Below are 19,090 nucleotides of genomic sequence, written 5' to 3'. Positions count from 1 at the left end.
CCAGCATCGCTTACACTTCGGTTTTAAATGTCGATACCTTTACGTTCAGCCACACTGCAGAATAGATGCCGCAGCTACAGTGTTGAAGATCTCATGGCGGACGCCTCCTTTGCTGCAGCTCTGCGCGAATCCGCATCCGAGTTACTGGCAATTCATCGCAGAGCTCCCAGAATAGTGCGTTATGTGGCCGATCTGCAGAAGTGGCTGCTCAGCCAGGCGGCATTGGCGTTGCATTTTGAGCGGAAACTCAACCCCTCCTGTCCCCCTTTGACCGCTTCCAACCTCGCAAAGTTTCTCGTTGAGAACCACATCGCCAGCCACAACACCGTCGTCTCACATATGAAGGAGATGGCGTATTACAAATTATTTGAGCCGGTGGAGACGACGGATCGGCGCGCCAAACCGTTACAAGCGAGCGCCTATGCTGAAGCCTTGATCCGGCAATGGTTCGAGGGGCACCTTCGTTCGCTCGACGGCATGGATGCGGGAGATCGCTGTCGGTGGTCGGAAGCGGATGAGACAATTCTGTATCGCGCTCAGCCGCGTATTGCACGTCGACTGTTTAACCATCCGGATTGGTACAGCCCGCCCGAAAGCATTGCGCTGTTCGTGAGGTCCGAATCCGGAAGCAACATATTGCACGACCTCATGTCGCGTGTGCCACTGGCACCGGTCGTAGGTGAACGAACCTGGGTGGGCGATGTCTCCGCTCAATTGACCGCAGCCGAATATGTCATTTCCCGCAGTCATGCCAGCAGATTGCTGGCGGCCGCGCGAACTCAAGGATTGCTGGGATGGCAGGCTACCCAAATGAGCGGAGATTGCTGGATTTCCGCGCGATTCGTCCTCGACTACAGACGCTGGCAGGCCACGAAATTCTCGGTTATCTCCGAGGTTTTGGCGAGTATCGAGTAGATGCGTGCCTGTGATCGCGCCGGCGAATGTTTTTCAAGAACGGCACAGATAGTCTCGGCCGCCCTGCCCGGACCTACACGCTTTATGTGAAATGCTAGGGTTCCCGCGTGGCTGAGGTTAAGCCGCGATCAGGTTCCGAACGCCGCGGACGGCGACAGCCGCAGCGGCGTGTCGTCGACGTTCATGAAATCGCCTCGTTAAGGTGGATAAGTTTTGTAGAAGATTGCGAATCTCCGCAGCCCGAGTCATTCATGCGGGCGCCGATCGAGCGGCAAGCCCTGCTCAAGCAGCTGCGAATATTCTGCCCAGAACCACGATGCCTGCCGAAGGAGAAAAGCGAATGCGTGTCTTGGTTCTGACTGTTGTTCGTCTCGGACCTGCTTTGGTCTATGCCATCGGCGCAATATTTGCCGCCAGCATGCTACTGCTGGCGATGTATCCATCACGCCCGTTTGCTTGGGCGCTTTACCTGACTTTGCTGCCGGTGTTGCGCCTACCCCTTATGTTACTTAGCGTGGCGGGGATGGGAGCGTGGGAGCTTCTCGCGGCGTTTGCATCGATGGCGATTCTCGGCGTCTATCTTTCTTTTCATCCGAAACGGTTTCTTAGGGCACGCTTCGTTCATGCTCATATTGCGCTGATCGGTTTGGTGCTTGCCAATGCGGCTGCAAGCACAGCTGAAGCAGGTCGCAGCGGGACGTCACTCCCCGGTTATGTCGACTGGTCACTGCCGTTGCCTACCGCGCTCCTCGGGACCGCGTTGATCATCCTGGCCGCCCTCGCGTGCCTTTCTACTCATGCCGAAATCATCCGAGGCATCCGGATCCGGGCCTGCATTGATCGGCTGCTGGAGTATCGCGTGTCCTTGCATTGACGGACGCCGGTGTAAGTCACATCCCCAATAGTTGGTATTTACCGATTTAATCAGTTGCGATTGCCATTTCTCGCAACCGTGCGAAGATGCGTTCAAACAACGCGGGGGTACCAATGAGCAATCGACACTTGATTATTGCAGACATTATCGGCCGTATTGGAATCTGCTCCTATTCAATACTAGGTGTGTGGACGAAGATCACACGGATGATGACGACCGGCGACTATCCGTCCAGGGGCGTCGTATTCCTAATAGCTGAGATCGCTGCGATCTTATTTATCGGCATGATGTGTGTCGTGACCCTAACGAGAATGCCCCAAGTGCGGTCTGCGCGCGGCGTTGAACCATACCTTACGGCGATGGCAGGCACCTTCCTCTTCCTGCTAATCGCCTTCCTGCCGCCGCCAATGGTATTGCCAGATACTGTGCGTCTTGCCGCAACGGTTTTGATGATCACTGGCTGCCTTTCATCGGCATATATGCTTGCGATCCTCGGCCGCAGTTTCAGCATAGCACCGGGTGCAAGAGCTCTGGTCACAACGGGGCCATATTCCATCGTCCGCCACCCGCTCTATCTGACCGAGGAGATATTCGTTATCGGGATGATCCTGTTCAGCTTTTCTCCGTGGACGGTATTTCTCGGAATCGTGCATTGGTGCCTGCAACTTCGCCGGATGATTAACGAAGAGACGGTTCTCCGGGCGGCATTTCCAGACTACCGATCATATGCCGAGCGCGTCCCCAGGGTGGTTCCGTTTCTGCCCATGCGCGGCAAACGCGCCACGACCACTGCGTGACGGCTTGTGAATGCTCTTTTCTCGCCAGGCTTGGTGATCGAGGGGTTTACGGACAATCATGATCTGGTCGCTACAGGTACTGCGTTTCATCGCCGCATTGATGGTCGTCTACCTGCATGCGGCGCTGACGGCCTACCAAGCCACCGGATCAAGCGGGATTTTCCCGCCGATGATCCAGGTTGCAGGCACCGCCGGCGTCGATATTTTCTTCGTCATTTCCGGGGTCATCATCACCCGGACAGCGCGCGGCCTGACATGGCAGCAATTCGCGTGGAAACGAATTCGTCGCATCCTCCCGATGTACTATCTCGCATCTATCCCGGCAGCATTCATCGCCGCAAAATCCGGCTTCGGCTGGCGGGAGACAATCGCGACGCTAACCCTGTGGCCGGCGTTCGATCGGATGGCAGCGCCCGTCCTGCCTGCCGCATGGACGCTCTGTTTCGAAATGCTCTTCTATGGGGCGGCGACGCTTGTCCTCCTCGACCGGCGTTACTTGCCGGCGATCCTCGGGATCTTCGCGGTGTCGCTGACGTTCCGATCGACAGCGCCGGTTTTCCAGTTCCTCGGCAACCCCATCATCCTCGAATTCATGATAGGTGTCGCCTTGGTGTACGCGCCGGCAGTCAAAGGCGCGAGATGGGGCATACCGGTTGGCGCAATCGCAATTCTCGCCGCCGGCTCGCTCGGCATGGCACCCCACGGCGACACGCTGGACTTCCTGATCGGTCAGGATGCTTTTCAGCGCGTGGCAGTTTATGGCATTCCTGCCGGATTGATCGTTTTCGGCACTATGCAGATCAATGTCGGAAAGAGCGTCTGGGCTTACCTCGGAGAGGCCTCCTACACGCTCTATCTCTTTCACTCAGTCCCGATTTCGGCACTGCTGACGCTGTGGATATTCTATCCCTTGCCGCCCGATATCATCATCGCGATCGGTGTCGCGGTCTCCCTGCTGTTCTGCTGGCGCATTCACGAGAAGGTCGAAAAGCCGCTCCTGAGACTATTCAACCGATTGCCCCGCGGCGTAGTTACGGGGCGATCGCTATCAGATAGGTATTAAGCGCTTGTACAAGTCGGTGCTTCAGTATCGCTCAGCTGCGGATACCGCCGAGGGCGACCTCGATGCGCTCTTCACCCGCATCGGACGCGGCGATCCGGTCCAGCTGAACATGCAGAGCGGCACCGTCTTCGTCATCACCGGGAAGCAGCGCCGATGAGCCTCGATCTCTTCAAAACCGAGATGCGGATGAGCGCTGCCATCTCCGACTGCACCTTGTACCGTGACGAGCTGCGCCGCGTTTGGGATGCGGGCAAGCCCATCCTCGTCGTTTGCATGCTCAACCCCTCCGACGCCGATCACCGACGCAATGACCCGACGGTGCTCGTGCTCATCTGGTTTGCCAAGCTCTGGGGCTATGGCGGCATCCTGATCGTCAACCTTCACGCCTGGCGCTCGCCATCCCCGAAGGAAATGATGAAGGCTAGGGACTCGATCGGTCCGCGCTGCGACAACTTCATCGATCACGCCCTTATCATTGCCCGTCACCAGAACACGCCGGTGCTGGCAGCATGGGGCAATGGTGGCGATTACCTCAGCCGTGACACGTGGTTCAAGCACCGCGCCCGCCAGCAGCTCGTCGACATCGTCTGCCTTGGCCTGACAAAAGACGGCTTCCCCAAACACCCGATGGCGCGCGGCCAACACCGCATTCCGCGCGACCAACAGCCGGTCATATTCCAAAGAGCGATGGAGGTCGCGTGATGAGCAGCGGACATCCGATAACCTCGACAGACGGCCGCGGGCGGACGTTTGTGGTTTGTGGAAACATGTTCGTGGAGCGATTGCCGGAAGCCCCGCTCGCATTTCACAATTGAGGGGCCGGTCAGGGCCAGTAAGCAGCGTCCTGATCGGCGCATCCCTCGGGGCGCAATTCATTCCCTAATTCACGCCAATAGATTGGAGCGGTCTTATCGCAGTAGGTCTTGGCGTCCAGCCCGAAGGGTCTGCGGCCCGCGCGGCAATGCAATCTCCAGAGCCTAAAGCCGCCAATCAGAGGCGGCTTGCGAAAGGTGCGATCGAGCTGATTTCGAAGGGCGACGACGAGAGCTAAATTCGGCATGCCGCGTGAACAAAGATTTTAGTTCATGCATAATATCAGGACACTTAGGCTGGAAAAATCAAACAATATCAATGCTGATTATCGTGATGGTGCCCAGGGGCGGAATCGAACCACCGACACGCGGATTTTCAATCCGCTGCTCTACCAACTGAGCTACCTGGGCCAACCCGCTTCGCTACGGTGTTCTTGATGAAAAGAACCGCGGGGCCTTGGTTCGCCCCGGAAGCGAGCGGGGTTATAGCATCTTGTTCGGCCATGGCAAGCGTCAAATGACTCTTTTTTGACTGTCTTGCCGGTTTTGCGGATTCATGTGGAAAAATAAGAACTTCGGAGAGGAAATCTCCTAGTTTTCCTCGTCAGGATAATCGGCTTTCGTTTCGTCGTCGGCCACCGGAATGGCATAAGAGCCGGTCAGCCAGCGGGAGAGATCGAGCTCGCGGCAGCGGTTGGAGCAGAAAGGGTAATGTTCGCGGTTTGATGGTTTGCCGCATTCCGGGCAAGGGCGCGTCTTGCGCAGCGGTTCGACCTTGGCGGCGGCTTTCTTGTCTTCGGGCATGATCGGTCCGTCCTATAGCATGTCGCGCAAAAGTGTCAGCGGCTTTGCGACTGCAACATGAATAAAAACAAAGCCTTAAAGGGCGGCACGGAGATCTGAGAGATCGTGACGCGCTTTAAGCATCGGCCGTCGGTCAGCCCTCCGGCCACCGGCTATGCACATCGAAGCCCTCGCCGGTCAGAAGCAGAATGGTTTCATAAAGCGGCAGGCCGACGACATTGGTGTAGGAGCCCACCATCTTTTGCACGAAGGTGCCGGCGAGACCCTGGATGCCGTAGGCGCCCGCCTTGCCGCGCCACTGGCCGGAGGCCAGGTAGTTCTCGATCTCGAAGCCGGACAGCCGCTTGAAGCGCACCTTGGTCTCGACGATCTTCTGGCGGATCTTGCGTTCGGGCGTCACCAGGCAAACGCCGGTATAGACGAGATGGTTGCGTCCCGAGAGGAGGTGCAGCGAGCTCAGCGCCTCGTCGGCGAATTCAGCCTTGCCGAGAATGCGCCGACCCACGGCGACCACCGTATCGGCGGAGAGGATATAGCTGCCCTTCCAGGTGATATCACCCTTGATGGCGGCAAGTGCGGCCTCGGCCTTCTCGGCCGACAGCCTTCGGGCGAGCGAACGCGGGTGCTCCGACTTCTTCGGCGTCTCGTCGATATCCATCGGCATCAGGCGCGAAGGCTCGATGCCGGCCTGGTTGAGCAGGTCGACGCGACGGGGCGAGCCCGAGGCCAGAATGAGCTTGTATTTCAGCGCCATGAAACCTCGACCATCGGCGGACGGGAGCGGGCAGACTTACTTGAAACGATAGGTGATGCGGCCCTTGGTCAGATCGTAGGGCGTCATTTCCACAAGCACCTTGTCGCCCGCCAGAACGCGGATGCGGTTCTTGCGCATGCGGCCAGCGGTATGGGCGATGATCTCGTGTTCGTTTTCAAGCTTCACGCGAAACGTCGCATTCGGCAGAAGTTCGGTGACGATTCCCGGGAATTCGAGGACTTCTTCTTTCGGCATATAGTGGTTTTCTTCCTGTGTGTTGCAGAGGCAGCGCAGAGCGCGCCTTTAAAATTTGGGCGGAAACTACACAATCAACGCAGGTTTGTGAACCTTGTTGATCAGGCTTTCCTTTATTTGTTTTCATGCCGATTGCGCGGCAATGCCATTTCGTCTGAGCAGCCGGCTTTCGATGAGACCGGCCAGGTGGTCGCGGACCTCGCGATAGCTGTCCAATATCTGTTCGCGCGTCCCGCTGACGACCGTCGGATCCATGGTCGGCCAATAGACGACGTCAACCGCGTTCGACCGCGTCAGTTCCAGCGCCGCATGATGGGCCTGCGGCGAAAGCGTGATGATCAGATCGAAATAATCGTCCTCGAGTTCATCAAGCGTCTGCGGCTGGCGGCGCCCAAGGGAAAGCCCGATTTCCTCGAGCACGACATCGACGAAGGGATCGCGCTCGCCGGCGCGAACGCCGGCCGACCTTATATAGGTATTGGACGGCAGAATGCTACGGGCGATCGCTTCGGCCATCGGCGAGCGGATGGCGTTCAGCCCGCACATGAAGAGGATCGCGCCCGGCCTCTTCGCGTCTTCGACATCGCCGGCAAGCTCCATCGCCGTCATCCACGCCAGTAGAGCACGCAGACCAGCGTGAAAAGCCGCCGGGCGGTGTCGAAATCGACCTCTATCTTGCCGGCCAGCCTGTCTTTCAGCGTCTGCGAGCCTTCATTGTGGATGCCCCGCCGGCCCATGTCGATCGCCTCGATACGGCTTGGCGTCGCCGATCGGATCGCTTCGTAATAGCTTTCGCAGATCATGAAGTAATCCTTGACGATCCGCCGGAAGGGGGTAAGCGACAGGATGTGGGTGGCGACATCGCCGCCTTCTTCCGTCTTGATGGCGAAGACCAGCTTCGAATCGACCAGCGAGATGTTCAGCCGATAAGGGCCGCCGGAATGGCCGAGCGGCTCGAAGCTGTTCTCCTCGATCAGATCGAAGATGGCGACGGCGCGCTCATGCTCGACATCGGGCGTCGAACGGCCGATCGTATCGTCCAGGACGACGTCGCAAAGCCGGAATTCGCCCGCCGCCATCCCCTCACCTAATCGAGGTTGAGGCGGATCGCGACCGACCGCGCATGGGCATCGAGGCCTTCGGAGACTGCAAGCGCGATCGCCGCCGGGCCCAGGGTGCGCAACTCACCCGGCCCAAGGCGCAGGATCGACGTGCGCTTGACGAAATCGAGCACTGATAGACCGGAGGAAAAGCGGGCCGAACGCGCCGTCGGCAGCACATGGTTCGAACCGCCGACATAATCGCCGATGACCTCGGGCGTATGAGCGCCGACGAAGATCGCGCCGGCATTGCGGATGCCGTCGAGCAGCCGGTCGGGATCGGCGACGGCGAGCTCGAGATGTTCGGCTGCGATGCGATTGGCAAGCGGAATGGCCTGCTTCAGATCGGCAACGAGGATGACCGCGCCAAAATCGCGCCAGCTTGCCGCTGCCGTCTCGGCGCGGTTCAACGTCTTCAGCTGGCGTTCGACCGCCTGCTCCACCGCCTTGCCGAATAGGGCATCGTCGGTGATGAGTATCGCCTGGGCGCTGGCATCGTGCTCGGCCTGCGCCAAAAGGTCGGCAGCGATCCAATCGGGATTGTTGTCCTTGTCGGCAATCACCAGCACCTCGGAGGGGCCGGCGATCATATCGATGCCGACGGTGCCGAAGACGTGGCGCTTGGCGGCGGCGACATAGGCATTGCCGGGACCGGTGATCTTGGCGACCGGTGCGATCGTCTCGGTGCCATAAGCGAGAGCGGCGATCGCCTGAGCGCCGCCGACACGGTAGATCTCGGTGACGCCGGCAAGCCTGGCGGCGGCGAGCACCGCCGGATTGACAGCGCCGCCGGTGGCGGGAACGGCGATGACGATGCGGTCGACCCCGGCGACCTTGGCCGGCACCGCATTCATCAGCACCGAGCTCGGATAGCTCGCGGTGCCGCCCGGAACATAGAGCCCGACCGCCTCGATCGCCGTCCAGCGCGAGCCGAGACCGACGCCCATGTCGTCCTCGTAGATATCATCCTTCGGCAGTTGGCGGCGATGGTGGCTCTCGATGCGCAAGGCCGCGAGCTTCAGCGCGCCCAGCACTTCGGCAGGCACCGCCTCGATTGCGGCGTCAATCTCCTCAGGCGTGACGCGCATCGGCACGGTGGCAAAATCGATGCCGTCGAATTTCAGCGAATATTCGGCCAGCGCCACATCGCCGCGCGCCCTGACATCATCGATGATGGCGCGGGCGATGGCATTCACATCCTCGGACACTTCGCGCTTCGTCGTCAGAAAAGCGGCAAAATGCTGCTCGAAACCTTCCGATGCCTGATCCAGCCAGATTGCCAAGAGCTATATTCCTTCTCAACTCGAACCGCGATGTTCAAACTTCAGGCATCAAGCCCTTTAGGGGTGGCGGGGTTTGGAAGCCGCCTGCCATGCGCCGCCGATATCAGCCATCTGGACCTCGATACATTCGACGTCGAGCGCAATCGAGGCCGTTCCAGACAGCGCCAGCTCGATCGTGCCATCCGGCCCCTCGCCCTTCTTCTCGAAACGCAGCGCCAGCAGCGACAGCACCTCATCGCGTTTGCCGCGATCGACGCCGAGCGAACGGACGGCAAGCACGCGCTTGAACACCAGAGCGGCGCGGCGGCGCTCGAAACCCTTGCGCTTGCGCGCGGCACTTTCCCAGACGAAACGATTGGCGGCAAGCGCGAACTGGGCACCGCGCGGCGACCAGTCGATGTCGCCGACCTTGAAGACGCTATCCTGCATATGCGCAGAAATGATCGCGAGGTCCTCGTCATCAAGCGCAACAAGCTTCAGGTCGGTCATTCAGGCTCAATCCCCAGAGCAGGATGCCGAAAAGTGCGAGCAGTTTTCGGGCGACATCATGCTTTTGCTATTTAACGGGCATCGCCGGAATGGCGATGCGTCAGACAAGGGAAATAAGATGCTGCGACCGATTACGCAACCGGAATGAAGGTCTCTCTTACTCGCTGATGCGCTCGACGACGGCGCCGCAGCGGGTCAGCTTCGCTTCGAGCCGCTCGAAGCCGCGGTCGAGGTGGTAAACGCGGGAGACTGTGGTTTCGCCCTCGGCGGCGAGGCCGGCGATGACGAGCGAGACGGAGGCGCGCAAATCGGTCGCCATGACGGGGGCGCCGCGCAGGCGCTTGACACCCTCGATCTTCGCGGTCTGGCCGGAGAGCGTGATCCTGGCGCCGAGCCGGGCAAGCTCCTGCACGTGCATGAAGCGGTTTTCGAAGATCGTCTCGGTGACATGCGAGATGCCGGAGGAGCGGGTCATCAGCGCCATGAACTGGGCCTGCAGATCCGTGGGGAAGCCCGGGAAAGGATCGGTGACAATATCGACCGGCTTGATGCCGGCGCCGTTGCGCCTGATGCGCATGCCGTTATTGGTCGCGGAGATGTCAGCGCCAGTCCGGCGCAAGGTTTCCAGCGCGGTCTCGAGCAGCGCCACATCGGTATTTTCGAGCACGACGTCACCGCCGGCCATGGCGACGGCCATGGCGTAGGTGCCGGTCTCGATGCGGTCCGGCAGGACGCGATGACGCGCGCCCGACAGCGAGGTGACGCCTTCGATGGTGATGGTCGAGGTGCCGGCGCCTGATATCTTGGCGCCCATGGCGTTCAGGCAGTTGGCGAGGTCGGCGACTTCGGGTTCACGGGCGGCGTTGCCGATGACAGTAGTGCCGCGGGCAAGGGTCGCGGCCATCATCAACACATGGGTGGCGCCGACGGAGACCTTCGGGAAGGTGTAGCGCGCACCGATCAGCCCGCCGTCGGGCGCCCGGGCATTGATATAGCCGGCATCGATCTCCATGGTCGCACCGAGTGCCGTCAGGCCGTCGATGAAGAGATCGACGGGGCGCGTGCCGATGGCGCAACCACCCGGCAGCGAAACGCGGCAATGGCCCTCACGCGCCAAGAGCGGCCCAATAACCCAGAAGGAGGCGCGCATCTTCGAGACCAGTTCGTAAGAAGCGGTGGTATCGACGATGGTGCGGCAGGTGAAATGGATCGTGCGGGCGTAGGAATCCTCCTGGCGCTCGCGGCGGCCGTTGACGGCGACATCGACGCCGTGATTGCCGAGGATGCGCATCAAAAGCTCGACGTCTGCCAAGTGCGGCACGTTTTCCAGCGTCAGCGTGTCACTGGTCAGAAGCGAGGCGATCATCAGCGGCAGTGCGGCATTCTTGGCGCCGGAAATCGGAATGATGCCATTCAGCTCATTACCGCCGACAATTCTGATACGATCCATGTGCGCTTACTTCCTGAAAGTTCTGCCTTGAAAGAAGGAGTGAGGTGTTTAGGGGATTTATGAAGAGGCTTCAATTCGCCCGGGACGGAACATTACGATTCGTCCATTTTTGCGGCGGGCAGCCCATTAGTTTCGTCGGCCTGGCCGGAACGGCGGGCACGCACCTGCTGTTTGCGTCTGGAAAGATTTTCCCTGAGCTTTTCGGCGGCGCGCTCGCGGCGCAGTTTCGCCTGTGCCTCGATCGCCTCTTTACGGCTCTTCTGGCCGGCTTCGGTCTTGTCGTTCATGTCAACAGAATTAGCCGAATTCGCGCCGATCCAAAAGTCCCTTGCATCTCTATCCACGCGAAGTTGGATTTTGCGGCTTGCGCTTGTCGTCAAGCTGTGGCAATAGCCGCCCCGTTCCCGCAATTGAGCCGCCCGGCTCCGCGCGGATCTGGTCCTGCTGCCGTAGCTCAGTGGTAGAGCACACCCTTGGTAAGGGTGAGGTCGGTGGTTCAATCCCACTCGGCAGCACCAGTTTTCTCTCGGACACCATTTTCTTACGCGCCTGACTGCCCTCATCCGGCTGCCGCCACCGAGCTGGTCGAGCCAACGGTCTCGACCCGTCCTTCGGCCCGCTTGCCGGGCGGAGAGGATATGCCGCAACCTCCGTCCCTCGCGAAGCTCTCGCGTGGCACGTCCCCTCGCCCCGTTTACGGGGAGAGGGTGAGGGTGAGGGGCAGCCATCTGCACGAAGAGGACAGCATTGCAGCACAATCGGGAATTTCAGTCTCTTCGAGATAATAAGGCAGGAACGGGGATAATTCCCAGCGTTCCATCCGTTCGGCAGTTATCACGAGATCTTCATCTGGCTCGAATATGCCCTCGACGTACCATCGATTGAGACTTATCCGTGCGTAATAGGAAGCGATATCGATTCCCAATGATGGCAGCCTAACCCGCATATATTCCCGCTGCATTCTTGGGACGACTTCAGTGGAAAGGCGCGCCAGGAAAGCCTCTTCAGCGGCCCTCTCTGCGCCGTAGGCTAAAACCGGCATTGCCAGCGCCCCGCAGAGCAAAGCAGCCTGGATCAAATTTCCATCTAACCCCATGTCGAGTCAGCTTTCCCGAGCATGGTAGCGGTAGCAGCGCGCAAGCGCCATACAACTTATCTGCGACTGCTCAAAAATTCCTCCGGGCGTGCACACCCAGGCGATTCGCCTCACTCAAGTCGGCATTCCGCCTATCAGCAACAGACGATTCACCATTGTTGACGGCAAAAATCGCGCTAGAATGCCTATGATGGCGGCGTCTGTCCTGAGAATGGGAGGCGTCGCACCCTGTTTCTATCGACAATCGTGGAGGAGATCGATGGCAACTGAACGATGGAACAGCCCGGTCACGGTCGGTTTCGAGGGAGCCGATGCGCGAACGGTCAACGGGCCGTTCGATGCCCTGAAATGCCTGGCAGATTTCTGGCCGAGTTCGCGCGGGCTTCATTACATCAAGGCCCGCAGCACCTGCCGGGCGGCGCTCGACGGCCGCAAAAGTATGGAGGAGGCTAGAGCCGAGTTCCTGGCAGCGGCCGAAGAGGCGAAGCTGAAGCTGCATTGACGCGGCAGGGCGTCCGGCCGTTTTCAGTTTGGTCAGTAAACTGTGCCGGTACGATACATTGTTTAATTTTCACTTAACCCTGCAGCGAGCCGGCGCCGGGTTTGGGCGCAAAGGGCGTTGCGCCAGAGCCGGCTGTTTCGATAGAAAATATCCAGCCGTCATGATGACGGTCAGAGGCTCGTCATCCGGAAACGCAGGCGAGCCTCGTTCGAGCGGATCGGTTTCAGCAATCCGCGCCGGCCTCATTCTCCATCGCGATATATCCCACACCGATGATCGTGCCGTCAGCCGCGCGGATGAAGGACGGCAGGTAGTGCGGTTCTGCCGGCTCACAAGCGACGCTGCCGGTATATTCGTTAAGGGCGATCTGATCCTTCGGCAAAGCGGAATAATCCATGCCGGTTTCGAGCGAGGCATAGGCTGGGCCGGCAAAGACGCCGCAGCCGATGATCAGGGTGGACGCCCAGAGGCGAAGAAGCGTCTGCATGATGGTCTCCAGCGTTCAGGTCCGGCATTTCAACACCTGGAGGGCGCTTTGGTTCCCTCAGCGCCACAGCAGGCGACTGCGCATCGGGCAGCCCTTGGCGAAAGAGGCCGCGCTTTCCATATCTATCGGCAGTCTGAAGAGGGATGACTGCGATGAAAGCGTTTCTGCCCGCCTTGTTTGCCGGGGCATTGCTCGCCGGCTGCTCCTCGGCCGATACGGCTGCGCTCGAACCCATTCCCGGCAGCATCACCTATGGCGGCCAGCCGCGAACCAAGCTCACCAAGTCGCCGATCGGCAGCGCCGTCCATCACCAATTCTACAACGAGACGGGCCAGCGCGTGGAGGAAACCTATATTCTCCAGCCGGACCGCAGCCTGAAACTGGTGCGGCGCGTGATCGGCCCGGATTTCCCCGATTGAGGTCCCGTGCCGCTTGACAGCGGCTGAAATCGCGAACATTCAAGGAACATCTAATCTTCTCGCAGTGATTCTGCGGGAGCCCGACCGGACGGCTGGATGTATCTCGAAAAGCTCAATCCCCAGCAGCGCATGGCCGTCGAGCACGGCACGCTCACCAACGGCAGTCATATTGCCGGGCCGCTGCTGGTCATTGCCGGCGCCGGCTCCGGCAAGACGAATACCCTGGCGCATCGCGTCGCCCATCTGATCGTCAAGGGCGCCGATCCGCGCCGCATCCTGCTGATGACCTTCTCGCGCCGGGCAGCCGCCGAGATGGCGCGGCGCGTCGAGCGCATCTGCCGTGATGTGCTGGGTTCGAATGCCGGCATCATGGCCGATGCGCTCAACTGGTCCGGCACCTTTCACGGCATCGGCGCGCGGCTGCTGCGCGATTATGCCCAGCAGATCGGCCTCGATGCCGATTTCACCATTCACGACCGCGAAGACAGCGCCGATCTGATGAACCTCATCCGGCACGATCTCGGCTTCTCAAAGACGGAAAGCCGCTTTCCGTCCAAGGGCACCTGCCTTGCCATCTATAGCCGGGCGGTGAATTCGGAGACCGCGCTCGATCAGGTGCTGCGCGACGCCTTTCCCTGGTGCGCGACATGGGAGCAACAGCTGCGTGAGCTTTTCGCCTGCTATGTCGAGGCGAAGCAGGCTCAGAACGTGCTCGATTACGACGACCTCCTGCTCTACTGGGCGCAGATGGTCGGCGAGAGCGTGATTGCCGAGGATATCGGCAGCCGCTTCGACCATGTGCTCGTCGATGAATATCAGGACACCAACAGGCTGCAGGCCTCGATCCTGCTGGCTCTGAAGCCCCAGGGACAGGGGTTGACCGTCGTCGGCGACGATGCGCAGTCGATCTACTCCTTCCGTGCGGCGACGGTGCGCAATATCCTTGATTTTCCCGCCGCCTTCAGCCCGGCCGCCGATATCGTCACCCTCGACCGCAATTACCGCTCGACGCAGCCGATCCTGGCGGCTGCCAATGCCGTCATCGATCTCGCCTCCGAGCGCTTCACCAAGAATCTCTGGACCGAGCGGCAATCGGCGGAGCGGCCGCGCCTGGTTTCTGTGCGGGACGAGGCCGAGCAGGCGCGTTATGTCGCCGACAAGGTGCTCGACAATCGCGAGGAAGGTCTGAAGCTCAAGCAGCAGGCCGTGCTCTTCCGCGCCGCCCATCACAGCGGGCCGCTGGAGGTCGAGCTGACCCGGCGCAACATTCCCTTCGTCAAGTTCGGTGGCTTGAAGTTTCTTGATAGCGCGCATGTCAAGGACATGCTGGCTGCGCTTCGCTTTGCGCAAAATCCGCGCGATCGGGTGGCGGGATTCCGGCTGATGCAGATCCTGCCGGGCGTCGGGCCGTCGACGGCGCAGAAGGCGCTCGACCTGATGGCCGAGGATGTGAGTCCGCTCTCCGCTCTCGCCGGTATGCCGCCCCCGCAGCGCTCCGGCGAGGACTGGACCGCCTTCGTTTGGATGCTGCAGGAGCTGAAATCCGGCAAGGCCGGCTGGCCGGCGGAAATCGAGCTGGCGCGGCAATGGTATGCGCCGCATCTGGAGCGGCTGCACGAGGACGCTTCGACACGGCAGGCCGATCTGTTGCAGTTGGAGCAGATCGCCGGGGGTTATGCCTCCCGCGAACGTTTCCTAACCGAGCTCACGCTCGATCCGCCGGATGCGACCAGTGATCAGGCCGGCGTGCCGCTTCTCGACGAGGACTATCTCATCCTGTCGACCATCCATTCCGCAAAGGGCCAGGAATGGACGAAAGTCTTCATGCTGAACGTCGTCGACGGCTGCATTCCGAGCGATCTTGCGGTCGGCACCACCGCCGAGATCGAGGAGGAGCGCCGGCTGCTCTACGTGGCGATGACGCGCGCCCGCGACGGTCTCGACCTTGTCGTGCCGCAACGCTTCTTCACCTATGGGCAGAACGCCCAGGGCGACCGGCACGTCTATGCCTCGCGCAGCCGCTTCATTCCCGCGACGCTGCTGCAGTTTTTCGAGGCCTGCAGCTGGCCGCAGGTGAAGTCGGAAGCCGCCGCTCAGGCGCAAGCGCGCCAAGTGCGCATCGACGTCGGCGCCCGCATGCGCGGCATGTGGCGATAGAGCGCCGCGCGTCTTTTCAGAGGCGCGGCGCGGTAGCCCGACAAGCCCTCAGTAGTCCCAGAAGACCGGCACCCAACGAAAGGCTTCGCCGTCCACCGCCACCCGGCCAACGGACGGGAACGGCAGGTGCGTGGCCACCAGCTGTTCACCGGTCGCCGCCAGCTCCCGCAAAAGATCGAGGCGAACGCGAGCCGCTTCTTCGGGATCATGTTCGAAACCATTGTACCAGTCGGGGTGCTCGAACCCGACCGCGAACACGGCATCGCCGGCGAATGTCAACCTGTCGCCGCCGGACGCCAGGCGGACCACGCTGTGTCCGGGAGTATGGCCGCCGGTGCGTTGGGCCACCACATCAGGGGCCACCTCGGATTGCTCGTCGAACAGCGTGAGATGGCTGCCATACTCGCTCAGGAAGCGTTTTGCCGTCGCCCGAAGCGCGTCCGGGAAGCCAGGCGGCATGGACACGTGGCTGAAATCGGGCGCTTCCCAGAACTTCGCCTCGGCAGCCGCCACGTGAATCCTGAGGTCTGGGCGCAGTCGGTCCTTGACCCCTTCGACCAGCAGCCCGCCGATGTGGTCCATGTGCAGGTGCGTCAGCACCACGTCGGTCACGGATGCCAGATCGATGCCGGCGCCTTCCAGTCGCTTGATCAACTGACCCGCGCGCGGCAAGTTCAAGTCCGGATCCAGCCCCAAGCCTGCGTCGATGAGGATGGTCTGGCCGCCGCTGCGCACCAGGACCACGTTCAGCGCCCAGTCGAAAGCGTCCCGCGGCAGGAACATATCATCCAGCCAGACCGCCCGGTCGGCCGCGTCGGCGTTATGTCCCAGCATCGCGGTTGGAAGCGGTAGCACACCATCGCTGATGATCAGCACTTCGATTTCGCCGATCCGTACCGCGTAGCGCGACGGAACCAATTCTTCATGGTTCGGACTGCCAGGCTCCTGCTGACCAGTCGTTCGGGTTCTTGCTTCTGCCTGCGACATGATGCGCTCCTGTTTCGATCGAGAGATGTCCGTTATGGGTCACGTCGCGGACACTATGCCGAAGCGTATCTGGCGGTCGATCAGGTCAAGGGAGAGAGCAAGCTAGGCTTTAGGACAGGGCGGCCTATGGTTTCGGCGTGTCGCGCCGGAGATTTGGTATTGAAGAGACTGGCAACAGGAAGCAAAAGGCTCTCACCCGCCGCACGGTGCCACGCATTCGGCATTCAGAGGATGACAGCGTCAGAGTGAAAGCGGCGGGTCGGCCGGTTCCAAGAAACGTTCGACCGTTTCCGTCTTCACGGCCTCGACTGATGCCGGTGACCATTTCGGATTGCGGTCCTTGTCGATGACAGCGGCGCGGATGCCTTCGAAGAAATCGGGATTATCCAGCATCTGCAGGCAGGCGCCGAGTTCGCGGCGAAGACATTCAGCGAGCGAAGCGCTGCGCCGGCCGGCCCTCAGCAGCCGCAGAGCGAGTTTCAGGCTGGTCGGCGACCGGCTGAGCAGCACCCGGCGCGTCTCGGCGGCAAACTCGCCCTCTTCCTTGGCGAGAGCCCCGAGGATTTCCTCGACGCTTTCGAAGGAAAATGTGTGGTCGATCATATCGGCGTTCTGCCGCAACCGGCTTTCCCCCAGTGGCTCGGAAAATCCCTGCAGCAGGGCATCGACTTCAGTCGACGCGCTGGCGCGCGGCAGGTCGCAAAGAGCATCGATCACCGCGTCGAGCCGCGACGAGGCGATCTGAACATCGGCAAGACCGGCATAGATCGCATCCGCAGCACCAATGTCGAGTCCGGTCAGGCCGAGCCATGTTCCGGCTTCGCCGGGTGCCTTGGGCAGCAGCCATGTGGCGCCGACATCGGGGACATAGCCGATGCCGGTTTCGGGCATGGCAAGCCGCGTACGCTCGGTCACGATGCGATGGCGGCCGTGTGAGGACAGACCGACGCCGCCGCCCATGGTAATGCCGTCCATCAGCGCGACATAGGGTTTGGGATAGACGGCAATCTTATGGTTGAGGCGGAATTCCTCGCGCCAGAAGGTTCCGGCGAGATCATCACCGGCGCGGGCGCTTTCATGCAAGGCACGGATATCACCGCCGGCACAGAAGCCGCGTTCGCCTTCGCCGGTGATTACGACGCTTGCCACATCGGATTCGGAGGCAAAGTCATGAAGGGCCTCCGTGAGCGCGCGGATCATCGGCAGCGTCAGACTGTTCAGCGCCCGGGGCCGGTTGAGCCGGATGATGCCGGCAGTGCCCCGCCGTTCGATGATCACTTCGCCGTGCTGCATGGTTCACCTCATCTGCTGCACCATGCATAGACGAGGATGCGCCATCGCTCCAGAGCATTTCCGGCCCGGCACCGATCGATTGCTCAGCCCGACAGGGACCCCGGGCTGATGCCGCGGCTTCGCAGCGGCTCGCATAGACACCGCTCAGAAGGAGGCGGCGGCAAGTGCCCGGTGGATGCTGTGCAGGTCGTCGACGTTTCTGTTCGACAGGAAGAGCTCCCAATCGAGCGAGCTCTGGACGATGGTCTCAAGCGAGTCGTATCGGGGCTTCCAGTCGAGCACCTGCCGGGCGAGCGAAGCGTCGGCGACGACGCTTGCCGAATCGCCGGCGCGCCGCGGCGCCATGTGGATCTTGATGGAATGCCCGTGCAGGCGGGTGACCATATTCAAGACGTCGAGCACGGAATAGCCGCTGCCATAACCGCAATTGGCGACGAGCGGGCCCTTGTCTCTGCGCAGGTGCTGCAGCGCTTTCAGATGCGCATCGGCGAGATCACTGACATGGATGTAGTCGCGCACGCCGGTGCCGTCATGGGTGGGATAGTCGATGCCGTAGACATGGACGCTGTCGCGCTTGCCGAGCGCTGCCTCGCAGGCAACCTTGATGAGGTGCGTGGCGCCGGAGGTCGACTGGCCGGTTCGGTGGTGCGGGTCAGCGCCGGCGACGTTGAAGTAGCGGAGGGCGACGTAGTTGAAATCGTAAGCGGCGGCGGCATCGCGCAGCATCAGTTCGGTCATCAGCTTCGACTGACCGTACGGATTTTCCGGGTTGAGGGGAGCCGTTTCCTTCACCGGCAGATCGCTCTGCTGCTGGCCGTAAACGGCGGCCGTCGAGGAGAAGACGAAGTTGCGGATGCCGGCCCTGATCGAGGCGGAAAGAAGCGCACGGGTCCTGCCGGAATTGTTGTCGTAATAAGAGAGCGGATCGGCGACAGACACCGGCACGACGGCGGAGCCGGCGAAATGGATGATCGCCTCGATGTCGTTTTCGATGAAGATCTTCTTCAGGATGTCGGGGTCGGCGACGTCGCCGAGATAAAAACGCGCCTCCGGCGCCACCGCCCAGCGAAAGCCGGTGGAGAGACGGTCGAGCACGACCACATCCTCGCCGGCATCGATGAGCGCCCAAACCATGTGACTGCCGATATATCCGGCGCCGCCCGTCACCAAAACCGCCATGCCCCACACCCCGCTTCAATTTATAAGCAGGGGCATCAGGCGCCGGTTTTCTTTCCAATTTTCTTATCACGCCGCCGTTGTTAGTCTTTTGAACGGGTATGTTTAGAGTCGTGGTTAGAGGCCGATTTCGCTCTTCGCTACAGTTTTATCGATCCGGCGATTCCGGCACGAAATCGAGGTCTTGTGACTGTGACTGCCCCTCACCCTAGCCCTCTCCCCGCTCGCGGGGAGAGGGGACGCGCCATGCGAGAGCGAGGTGGGAGCGGAAAGGGTGCGGCATGTCCCCTTCGCCCCGCTAGCGGGGAGCAACCATGTTCAATTTTTCCGGTATTGGGGCGTCCATTCGGTCTTTCGAAAGAGGATTGTGTTGGCGA

At 60.9% G+C, this 19,090-nt stretch carries 23 protein-coding genes and 2 tRNA genes; 10 read left to right on the top strand and 15 right to left on the bottom strand.

The features are described 5' to 3' along the window. The first annotated feature begins 93 nt into the window (after positions 1–93). From CO660_RS20445 to CO660_RS20425, 6 genes are all read left to right on the top strand, one after another. A complete protein-coding gene (locus CO660_RS20445; protein WP_097600277.1) occupies positions 94–915 on the top strand; it encodes a hypothetical protein in 822 nt (273 codons plus the stop codon). 340 nt (positions 916–1,255) lie between these two features. Beyond that, positions 1,256–1,789, top strand: coding sequence for a hypothetical protein (locus CO660_RS20440; protein WP_097600276.1), 534 nt, complete (start codon positions 1,256–1,258; stop codon positions 1,787–1,789). A 113-nt stretch (positions 1,790–1,902) separates the two neighbouring features. Further along, positions 1,903–2,586: an isoprenylcysteine carboxylmethyltransferase family protein gene (locus CO660_RS20435; RefSeq protein WP_176536332.1), complete on the top strand. Its 684-nt coding sequence runs from the start codon at positions 1,903–1,905 to the stop codon at positions 2,584–2,586. Between the two features lie 58 nt (positions 2,587–2,644). Next, positions 2,645–3,649 (top strand): acyltransferase, encoded by a 1,005-nt coding sequence (locus CO660_RS20430; RefSeq protein WP_097600275.1) that lies wholly within the window; start codon positions 2,645–2,647, stop codon positions 3,647–3,649. A 4-nt stretch (positions 3,650–3,653) separates the two neighbouring features. Beyond that, positions 3,654–3,806 carry a hypothetical protein gene (locus tag CO660_RS33380; RefSeq protein ID WP_176536331.1) on the top strand — a complete coding sequence of 51 codons (153 nt, stop codon included), beginning with the start codon at positions 3,654–3,656 and terminating at the stop codon, positions 3,804–3,806. Further along, positions 3,803–4,351 carry a DUF1643 domain-containing protein gene (locus CO660_RS20425; protein ID WP_097600274.1) on the top strand — a complete coding sequence of 183 codons (549 nt, stop codon included), beginning with the start codon at positions 3,803–3,805 and terminating at the stop codon, positions 4,349–4,351. The genes CO660_RS33380 and CO660_RS20425 overlap by 4 nt, the downstream gene beginning before the upstream one ends. Before the next feature lie 445 nt (positions 4,352–4,796). Here CO660_RS20425 and CO660_RS20415 read toward each other — a convergent pair. From CO660_RS20415 to CO660_RS20370, 10 genes are all read right to left on the bottom strand, one after another. Next, positions 4,797–4,872: transfer RNA gene (locus tag CO660_RS20415), tRNA-Phe, on the bottom strand. 180 nt (positions 4,873–5,052) lie between these two features. Beyond that, positions 5,053–5,265, bottom strand: coding sequence for a DNA gyrase inhibitor YacG (gene yacG / locus CO660_RS20410; protein WP_085776878.1), 213 nt, complete (start codon positions 5,263–5,265; stop codon positions 5,053–5,055). Positions 5,266–5,398: 133 nt separating this feature from the next. Beyond that, a complete protein-coding gene (locus tag CO660_RS20405; RefSeq protein ID WP_085776877.1) occupies positions 5,399–6,019 on the bottom strand; it encodes a Maf-like protein in 621 nt (206 codons plus the stop codon). Positions 6,020–6,055: 36 nt separating this feature from the next. After that, entirely contained in the window at positions 6,056–6,274 is a 219-nt protein-coding gene (gene infA, locus CO660_RS20400) for a translation initiation factor IF-1 (protein WP_003545338.1), read from the bottom strand. A 123-nt stretch (positions 6,275–6,397) separates the two neighbouring features. Next, positions 6,398–6,883 carry a low molecular weight phosphatase family protein gene (locus tag CO660_RS20395; RefSeq protein ID WP_097600272.1) on the bottom strand — a complete coding sequence of 162 codons (486 nt, stop codon included), beginning with the start codon at positions 6,881–6,883 and terminating at the stop codon, positions 6,398–6,400. Further along, on the bottom strand, positions 6,880–7,353 hold the full coding sequence (locus tag CO660_RS20390) for a UPF0262 family protein (RefSeq protein ID WP_085776876.1): 474 nt from the start codon (positions 7,351–7,353) through the stop codon (positions 6,880–6,882). Before CO660_RS20390 ends, CO660_RS20395 begins: the two co-directional genes overlap by 4 nt. An 8-nt stretch (positions 7,354–7,361) precedes the next feature. Continuing rightward, complete coding sequence (gene hisD, locus CO660_RS20385) at positions 7,362–8,657, bottom strand: histidinol dehydrogenase (protein ID WP_097600271.1); 1,296 nt, start codon at positions 8,655–8,657, stop codon at positions 7,362–7,364. 57 nt (positions 8,658–8,714) lie between these two features. Next, positions 8,715–9,146 carry a DUF2948 family protein gene (locus CO660_RS20380; protein ID WP_085776874.1) on the bottom strand — a complete coding sequence of 144 codons (432 nt, stop codon included), beginning with the start codon at positions 9,144–9,146 and terminating at the stop codon, positions 8,715–8,717. Positions 9,147–9,303: 157 nt separating this feature from the next. Beyond that, positions 9,304–10,596 carry a UDP-N-acetylglucosamine 1-carboxyvinyltransferase gene (gene murA, locus CO660_RS20375; RefSeq protein WP_085776873.1) on the bottom strand — a complete coding sequence of 431 codons (1,293 nt, stop codon included), beginning with the start codon at positions 10,594–10,596 and terminating at the stop codon, positions 9,304–9,306. 92 nt (positions 10,597–10,688) lie between these two features. Next, a complete protein-coding gene (locus CO660_RS20370) occupies positions 10,689–10,883 on the bottom strand; it encodes a hypothetical protein (RefSeq protein ID WP_085776872.1) in 195 nt (64 codons plus the stop codon). Between the two features lie 156 nt (positions 10,884–11,039). Here CO660_RS20370 and CO660_RS20365 point away from each other — a divergent pair. Next, positions 11,040–11,114: transfer RNA gene (locus CO660_RS20365), tRNA-Thr, on the top strand. 176 nt (positions 11,115–11,290) lie between these two features. Here CO660_RS20365 and CO660_RS20360 read toward each other — a convergent pair. Next, entirely contained in the window at positions 11,291–11,692 is a 402-nt protein-coding gene (locus CO660_RS20360) for a hypothetical protein (RefSeq protein WP_097600270.1), read from the bottom strand. A 259-nt stretch (positions 11,693–11,951) separates the two neighbouring features. On the opposite strand from CO660_RS20360, the gene CO660_RS20355 reads away from it, so the two are divergent. Further along, positions 11,952–12,194, top strand: a complete 243-nt coding sequence (locus CO660_RS20355) for a DUF982 domain-containing protein (protein WP_085776871.1) — start codon at positions 11,952–11,954, stop codon at positions 12,192–12,194. Between the two features lie 223 nt (positions 12,195–12,417). Here the strand turns inward: CO660_RS20355 and CO660_RS20350 are convergent, their stop codons facing one another. Continuing rightward, positions 12,418–12,681, bottom strand: coding sequence for a hypothetical protein (locus CO660_RS20350; protein ID WP_097600269.1), 264 nt, complete (start codon positions 12,679–12,681; stop codon positions 12,418–12,420). A gap of 152 nt (positions 12,682–12,833) precedes the next feature. Here CO660_RS20350 and CO660_RS20345 point away from each other — a divergent pair, with 152 nt between their 5' ends. Beyond that, complete coding sequence (locus CO660_RS20345; RefSeq protein WP_097600367.1) at positions 12,834–13,100, top strand: hypothetical protein; 267 nt, start codon at positions 12,834–12,836, stop codon at positions 13,098–13,100. Positions 13,101–13,196: 96 nt separating this feature from the next. Next, positions 13,197–15,257: an ATP-dependent helicase gene (locus tag CO660_RS20340; protein ID WP_097600268.1), complete on the top strand. Its 2,061-nt coding sequence runs from the start codon at positions 13,197–13,199 to the stop codon at positions 15,255–15,257. Positions 15,258–15,305: 48 nt separating this feature from the next. On the opposite strand, the gene CO660_RS20335 is transcribed toward CO660_RS20340, so the two are convergent. The 3 genes from CO660_RS20335 to galE all read right to left on the bottom strand — a co-directional run bounded on the left by CO660_RS20335 (position 15,306) and on the right by galE (position 18,716). Continuing rightward, a complete protein-coding gene (locus CO660_RS20335) occupies positions 15,306–16,244 on the bottom strand; it encodes an MBL fold metallo-hydrolase (protein ID WP_097600267.1) in 939 nt (312 codons plus the stop codon). A gap of 240 nt (positions 16,245–16,484) precedes the next feature. After that, positions 16,485–17,537, bottom strand: a complete 1,053-nt coding sequence (locus CO660_RS20330; RefSeq protein WP_097600266.1) for an enoyl-CoA hydratase/isomerase family protein — start codon at positions 17,535–17,537, stop codon at positions 16,485–16,487. A 144-nt stretch (positions 17,538–17,681) separates the two neighbouring features. Then, on the bottom strand, positions 17,682–18,716 hold the full coding sequence (galE, locus tag CO660_RS20325; RefSeq protein WP_097600265.1) for a UDP-glucose 4-epimerase GalE: 1,035 nt from the start codon (positions 18,714–18,716) through the stop codon (positions 17,682–17,684). Between the last annotated feature and the right edge of the window lie 374 nt (positions 18,717–19,090).

The organism is Rhizobium sp. L9 (assembly GCF_002531885.1).
Taxonomy (GTDB): Bacteria; Pseudomonadota; Alphaproteobacteria; order Rhizobiales; family Rhizobiaceae; genus Rhizobium.
The sequence above is the reverse complement of the archived record's forward strand: the minus strand, read 5'-3'. Positions and strand labels throughout refer to the sequence as shown.

Bases quoted from the DNA above. Each gene is read 5' to 3' on its own strand.
- CO660_RS20445 (WP_097600277.1), top strand. From the start codon at position 94: ATGGCGGACGCCTCCTTTGCTGCAGCTCTGCGCGAATCCGCATCCGAG.
- CO660_RS20440 (WP_097600276.1), top strand. From the start codon at position 1,256: ATGCGTGTCTTGGTTCTGACTGTTGTTCGTCTCGGACCTGCTTTGGTC.
- CO660_RS20435 (WP_176536332.1), top strand. From the start codon at position 1,903: ATGAGCAATCGACACTTGATTATTGCAGACATTATCGGCCGTATTGGA.
- CO660_RS20430 (WP_097600275.1), top strand. From the start codon at position 2,645: ATGATCTGGTCGCTACAGGTACTGCGTTTCATCGCCGCATTGATGGTC.
- CO660_RS20425 (WP_097600274.1), top strand. From the start codon at position 3,803: ATGAGCCTCGATCTCTTCAAAACCGAGATGCGGATGAGCGCTGCCATC.
- yacG (WP_085776878.1), bottom strand. From the start codon at position 5,265: ATGCCCGAAGACAAGAAAGCCGCCGCCAAGGTCGAACCGCTGCGCAAG.
- CO660_RS20405 (WP_085776877.1), bottom strand. From the start codon at position 6,019: ATGGCGCTGAAATACAAGCTCATTCTGGCCTCGGGCTCGCCCCGTCGC.
- infA (WP_003545338.1), bottom strand. From the start codon at position 6,274: ATGCCGAAAGAAGAAGTCCTCGAATTCCCGGGAATCGTCACCGAACTT.
- CO660_RS20395 (WP_097600272.1), bottom strand. From the start codon at position 6,883: ATGACGGCGATGGAGCTTGCCGGCGATGTCGAAGACGCGAAGAGGCCG.
- CO660_RS20390 (WP_085776876.1), bottom strand. From the start codon at position 7,353: ATGGCGGCGGGCGAATTCCGGCTTTGCGACGTCGTCCTGGACGATACG.
- CO660_RS20380 (WP_085776874.1), bottom strand. From the start codon at position 9,146: ATGACCGACCTGAAGCTTGTTGCGCTTGATGACGAGGACCTCGCGATC.
- murA (WP_085776873.1), bottom strand. From the start codon at position 10,596: ATGGATCGTATCAGAATTGTCGGCGGTAATGAGCTGAATGGCATCATT.
- CO660_RS20370 (WP_085776872.1), bottom strand. From the start codon at position 10,883: ATGAACGACAAGACCGAAGCCGGCCAGAAGAGCCGTAAAGAGGCGATC.
- CO660_RS20360 (WP_097600270.1), bottom strand. From the start codon at position 11,692: ATGGGGTTAGATGGAAATTTGATCCAGGCTGCTTTGCTCTGCGGGGCG.
- CO660_RS20355 (WP_085776871.1), top strand. From the start codon at position 11,952: ATGGCAACTGAACGATGGAACAGCCCGGTCACGGTCGGTTTCGAGGGA.
- CO660_RS20350 (WP_097600269.1), bottom strand. From the start codon at position 12,681: ATGCAGACGCTTCTTCGCCTCTGGGCGTCCACCCTGATCATCGGCTGC.
- CO660_RS20345 (WP_097600367.1), top strand. From the start codon at position 12,834: ATGAAAGCGTTTCTGCCCGCCTTGTTTGCCGGGGCATTGCTCGCCGGC.
- CO660_RS20340 (WP_097600268.1), top strand. From the start codon at position 13,197: ATGTATCTCGAAAAGCTCAATCCCCAGCAGCGCATGGCCGTCGAGCAC.
- CO660_RS20335 (WP_097600267.1), bottom strand. From the start codon at position 16,244: ATGTCGCAGGCAGAAGCAAGAACCCGAACGACTGGTCAGCAGGAGCCT.
- CO660_RS20330 (WP_097600266.1), bottom strand. From the start codon at position 17,537: ATGCAGCACGGCGAAGTGATCATCGAACGGCGGGGCACTGCCGGCATC.
- galE (WP_097600265.1), bottom strand. From the start codon at position 18,716: ATGGCGGTTTTGGTGACGGGCGGCGCCGGATATATCGGCAGTCACATG.